The 5182-nt window shown below is 58.9% G+C and carries 3 rRNA genes; all 3 read right to left on the bottom strand.

Features of this window, described 5'->3' with window-relative positions:
• Positions 1-86: ribosomal RNA gene (rrf, locus tag ABD990_RS33980) — 5S ribosomal RNA — on the bottom strand; the annotation flags it as partial.
• A gap of 131 nt (positions 87-217) precedes the next feature.
• Positions 218-3331, bottom strand: a 23S ribosomal RNA gene (locus ABD990_RS33975).
• A 320-nt stretch (positions 3332-3651) separates the two neighbouring features.
• Positions 3652-5171 (bottom strand): 16S ribosomal RNA (locus tag ABD990_RS33970).
• Positions 5172-5182 lie beyond the last annotated feature (11 nt).

Here is a 5182-nt window from a genome sequence, read left to right as displayed (position 1 = left end):
GCGAGTGCAGTACCATCGGCGCTGGAGGGCTTAGCTTCCGGGTTCGGGATGGGACCGGGCGTTCCCCCTCCGCCATGACCACCGACAACACTATTCACCTATCCCCGCCCACCCCCTCTGTCCGGAGGGGACGACCGGGTCGAACACCAACCACCCACCCGAAACCGGGTGACAAGGTTGTGTGCTCAGGGTCACACAGTGGATGCGAACAACATGTTGTGGCAAGCCCTCGGCCTATTAGTACCAGTCAACTCCACCCCTCACAGGGCTTCCATCTCTGGCCTATCAACCCAGTCGTCTACTGGGAGCCTTACCCACGCAAAGGTGGTGGGAGACCTCATCTTGGAACGAGCTTCCCGCTTAGATGCCTTCAGCGGTTATCCCTTCCGAACATAGCCAACCAGCCATGCACCTGGCGGTACAACTGGCACACCAGAGGTTCGTCCGTCCCGGTCCTCTCGTACTAGGGACAGCCTTCCGCAAGTCTCCTACGCGCGCGGCGGATAGGGACCGAACTGTCTCACGACGTTCTAAACCCAGCTCGCGTACCGCTTTAATGGGCGAACAGCCCAACCCTTGGGACCTACTCCAGCCCCAGGATGCGACGAGCCGACATCGAGGTGCCAAACCATGCCGTCGATATGGACTCTTGGGCAAGATCAGCCTGTTATCCCCGGGGTACCTTTTATCCGTTGAGCGACACCCCTTCCACCAGGAGGTGCCGGATCACTAGTCCCGACTTTCGTCCCTGCTCGACCCGTCAGTCTCACAGTCAAGCTCCCTTGTGCACTTACACTCAACACCTGATTGCCAACCAGGCTGAGGGAACCTTTGGGCGCCTCCGTTACCCTTTAGGAGGCAACCGCCCCAGTTAAACTACCCACCAGGCACTGTCCCTGAACCAGATCATGGCCCGAGGTTCAGACACCCAATTCGACCAGAGTGGTATTTCAACAACGACTCCACGACCACTAGCGTGACCGCTTCCCAGTCTCCCACCTATCCTACACAAGCCGAACCGAGCACCAATACCAAGCTGTAGTAAAGGTCCCGGGGTCTTTCCGTCCTGCCGCGCGTAACGAGCATCTTTACTCGTAGTGCAATTTCGCCGAGTCTCTGGTCGAGACAGCGCCCAAGTCGTTACGCCATTCGTGCAGGTCGGAACTTACCCGACAAGGAATTTCGCTACCTTAGGATGGTTATAGTTACCACCGCCGTTTACTGGCGCTTAAATTCTCCGCTTCGCCCCGAAGGGCTAACAGGTCCTCTTAACGTTCCAGCACCGGGCAGGCGTCAGTCCGTATACCTCGTCTTGCGACTTCGCACGGACCTGTGTTTTTAGTAAACAGTCGCTTGGGCCTGGTCTCTGCGACCGGCCATCCCTAGCCCGCACGGGGCTTCAAGACAACCGGCCCTCCTTCTCCCGAAGTTACGGAGGTATTTTGCCGAGTTCCTTAACCAGAGTTCACTCGATCGCCTCGGTATTCTCTACCTGACCACCTGTGTCGGTTTCGGGTACGGGCCGCAACAGCACTCGCTAGAGGCTTTTCTCGACAGCATGGGATCACCCTACTTCGCCTCAATCGGCTACGCATCACCTCTCACCCTTGTATGACCCCCGGATTTACCTGGGGATCGGGCTACCGGCTTACACCACGACAACCACCGCGTGGCGGAGCTACCCTCCTGCGTCACCCCATCGCTTGCCTACTACCGAATCGGATCCCACGCTCCCCCACTCCCCCTCGTCCCGAAGGACTCGGAGGCGGGTTCGGATGGTTAGCATCAACAGCCTCGGCAGGGACGCACTATCACGAGCACGGGAATATCAACCCGTTGTCCATCGACTACGCCTGTCGGCCTCGCCTTAGGTCCCGGCTCACCCTGGGCGGAACAACCTGGCCCAGGAACCCTTGGTCATCCGGCGGCAGAGATTCTCACTCTGCATTCGCTACTCATGCCTGCATTCTCACTCGCACACCCTCCACCACTCGATCACTCGGCGGCTTCACCGGATGCACGACGCTCCCCTACCCAACCCAACCACTGCATCGCCCCGAAAGGCGACGGATGCATGTCGGATTGCCACGGCTTCGGCGGTGCGCTTGAGCCCCGCTACATTGTCGGCGCAGGACCACTTGACCAGTGAGCTATTACGCACTCTTTCAAGGATGGCTGCTTCTAAGCCAACCTCCTGGTTGTCTCGGCGATCCCACATCCTTTCCCACTTAGCGCACGCTTAGGGGCCTTAGCCGGTGATCTGGGCTGTTTCCCTCTCGACTACGAAGCTTATCCCCCGCAGTCTCACTGCCGCGCTAACAGTACCGGCATTCGGAGTTTGGCTGACTTCAGTAAGCTTGTCGGCCCCCTAGGCCATCCAGTGCTCTACCTCCGGTACCCACCACGCGACGCTGCACCTAAATGCATTTCGGGGAGAACCAGCTATCACGGAGTTTGATTGGCCTTTCACCCCTACCCACAGCTCATCCCCCAGGTTTTCAACCCTGGTGGGTTCGGGCCTCCACGACGTCTTACCGACGCTTCACCCTGGCCATGGGTAGATCACTCCGCTTCGGGTCTACACCCCGCGACTACAACGCCCTGTTCAGACTCGCTTTCGCTACGGCTACCCCACACGGGTTAACCTCGCCACGAAGCATAACTCGCAGGCTCATTCTTCAAAAGGCACGCCATCACCCCAAAAAGGCTCTGACGGCTTGTAGGCACACGGTTTCAGGTACTATTTCACTCCCCTCCCGGGGTACTTTTCACCTTTCCCTCACGGTACTCGTCCGCTATCGGTCACCAGGAAGTATTTAGGCTTAACGGGTGGTCCCGCCAAATTCACAGCGAATTCCACGAGCTCGCTGCTACTCGGGAGTACGACCCACACCACCACACAAGTTTTCGCGTACGGGGCTCTCACCCACTACGGCGACCCTTTCCAGAAGTCTTCCACTAACCCATGTGCATGATGTCCGGAACACGGCAGCATTCCGACGATCACATCCCACGACACCGCATCCGCAACCCCTGCCGGGTATCACACGAACACGGTTTAGCCTCCTCCGCTTTCGCTCGCCACTACTCACGGAATCACGGTTGTTTTCTCTTCCTGTGGGTACTGAGATGTTTCACTTCCCCACGTTCCCCCCGTACGACTATGAATTCATCGCACGGTAACGCCCCATGACGGGCGCTGGGTTTCCCCATTCGGACACCCTCGGATCACAGCTCGGTTGACAACTCCCCGAGGACTATCGCGGCCTCCCACGTCCTTCATCGGCTCCTGATGCCCAGGCATCCACCATGTGCCCTTACACACTTGACCACAACAAGATGCTCGCATCCACTATGCAACACTCAACACACAACCGAACCCCGGCCCACACGCGGCCACCACACCCACACCGGATGCGTTAGACACACCAACCAGGAACGGCCACCAAGAAAACACCCAGGTGTCTCCTCAGGACCCAACAGCGTGCCAAGCCCGGAACCCCGAAGGGCCCCACGTGTTCCAACGGCAGAATTTGTGTTCCACCCAGCGCACCCACCCGAACCCCCCAAGGGCCCGAGCCATCCGAGCGCGTATCAGTGAAAGGACCCCAAAACCTCTGGGGACGCCCACCACACGGTGAGACTCCTTAGAAAGGAGGTGATCCAGCCGCACCTTCCGGTACGGCTACCTTGTTACGACTTCGTCCCAATCGCCAGTCCCACCTTCGACGACTCCCTCCCCAAAGGGGTTGGGCCGCCGGCTTCGGGTGTTACCAACTTTCGTGACGTGACGGGCGGTGTGTACAAGGCCCGGGAACGTATTCACCGCAGCGTTGCTGATCTGCGATTACTAGCGACTCCAACTTCATGGGGTCGAGTTGCAGACCCCAATCCGAACTGAGACCGACTTTACGGGATTCGCTCCACCTCACGGTCTCGCAACCCTCTGTATCGGCCATTGTAGCATGTGTGAAGCCCTGGACATAAGGGGCATGATGATTTGACGTCATCCCCACCTTCCTCCGAGTTGACCCCGGCAGTCTCCCATGAGTCCCCACCACTACGTGCTGGCAACATGGAACAAGGGTTGCGCTCGTTGCGGGACTTAACCCAACATCTCACGACACGAGCTGACGACAACCATGCACCACCTGCACACCAACCACAAGGGAAGCCCTATCTCTAGGGATGTCTGGTGCATGTCAAACCCAGGTAAGGTTCTTCGCGTTGCATCGAATTAATCCACATGCTCCGCCGCTTGTGCGGGCCCCCGTCAATTCCTTTGAGTTTTAGCCTTGCGGCCGTACTCCCCAGGCGGGGCGCTTAATGCGTTAGCTGCGGCACAGAGACCGTGGAATGGCCCCCACACCTAGCGCCCAACGTTTACGGCGTGGACTACCAGGGTATCTAATCCTGTTCGCTCCCCACGCTTTCGCTCCTCAGCGTCAGTATCGGCCCAGAGACCCGCCTTCGCCACCGGTGTTCCTCCTGATATCTGCGCATTTCACCGCTACACCAGGAATTCCAGTCTCCCCTGCCGAACTCCAGTGATGCCCGTATCGACCGCAAGCCCAGAGTTAAGCCCCAGGTTTTCACGGCCGACGCGACACACCGCCTACGAGCTCTTTACGCCCAATAATTCCGGACAACGCTCGCACCCTACGTGTTACCGCGGCTGCTGGCACGTAGTTGGCCGGTGCTTCTTATCCAGGTACCGTCACTTACGCTTCGTCCCTGGCGAAAGAGGTTTACAACCCGAAGGCCGTCATCCCCCACGCGGCGTCGCTGCGTCAGGCTTCCGCCCATTGCGCAATATTCCCCACTGCTGCCTCCCGTAGGAGTCTGGGCCGTGTCTCAGTCCCAGTGTGGCCGGTCGCCCTCTCAGGCCGGCTACCCGTCGTCGCCTTGGTAGGCCATCACCCCACCAACAAGCTGATAGGCCGCGGGCCCATCCCCAGCCGAAAAAACTTTCCACCCACTCCCATGCAGAAGCAGGTCATATCCGGTATTAGACCCGGTTTCCCAGGCTTATCCCAGAGCTGAGGGCAGGTCACCCACGTGTTACTCACCCGTTCGCCGCTCGTGTACCCCGAAGGGCCTTACCGCTCGACTTGCATGTGTTAAGCACGCCGCCAGCGTTCGTCCTGAGCCAGGATCAAACTCTCCAACAAAAACTGGCTCC

The organism is Pseudonocardia yuanmonensis (genome assembly GCF_039542425.1).
In the GTDB taxonomy this organism is placed as follows: domain Bacteria; phylum Actinomycetota; class Actinomycetes; order Mycobacteriales; family Pseudonocardiaceae; genus Pseudonocardia; species Pseudonocardia yuanmonensis.
This window is presented reverse-complemented; position numbering and strand designations above follow the sequence as displayed.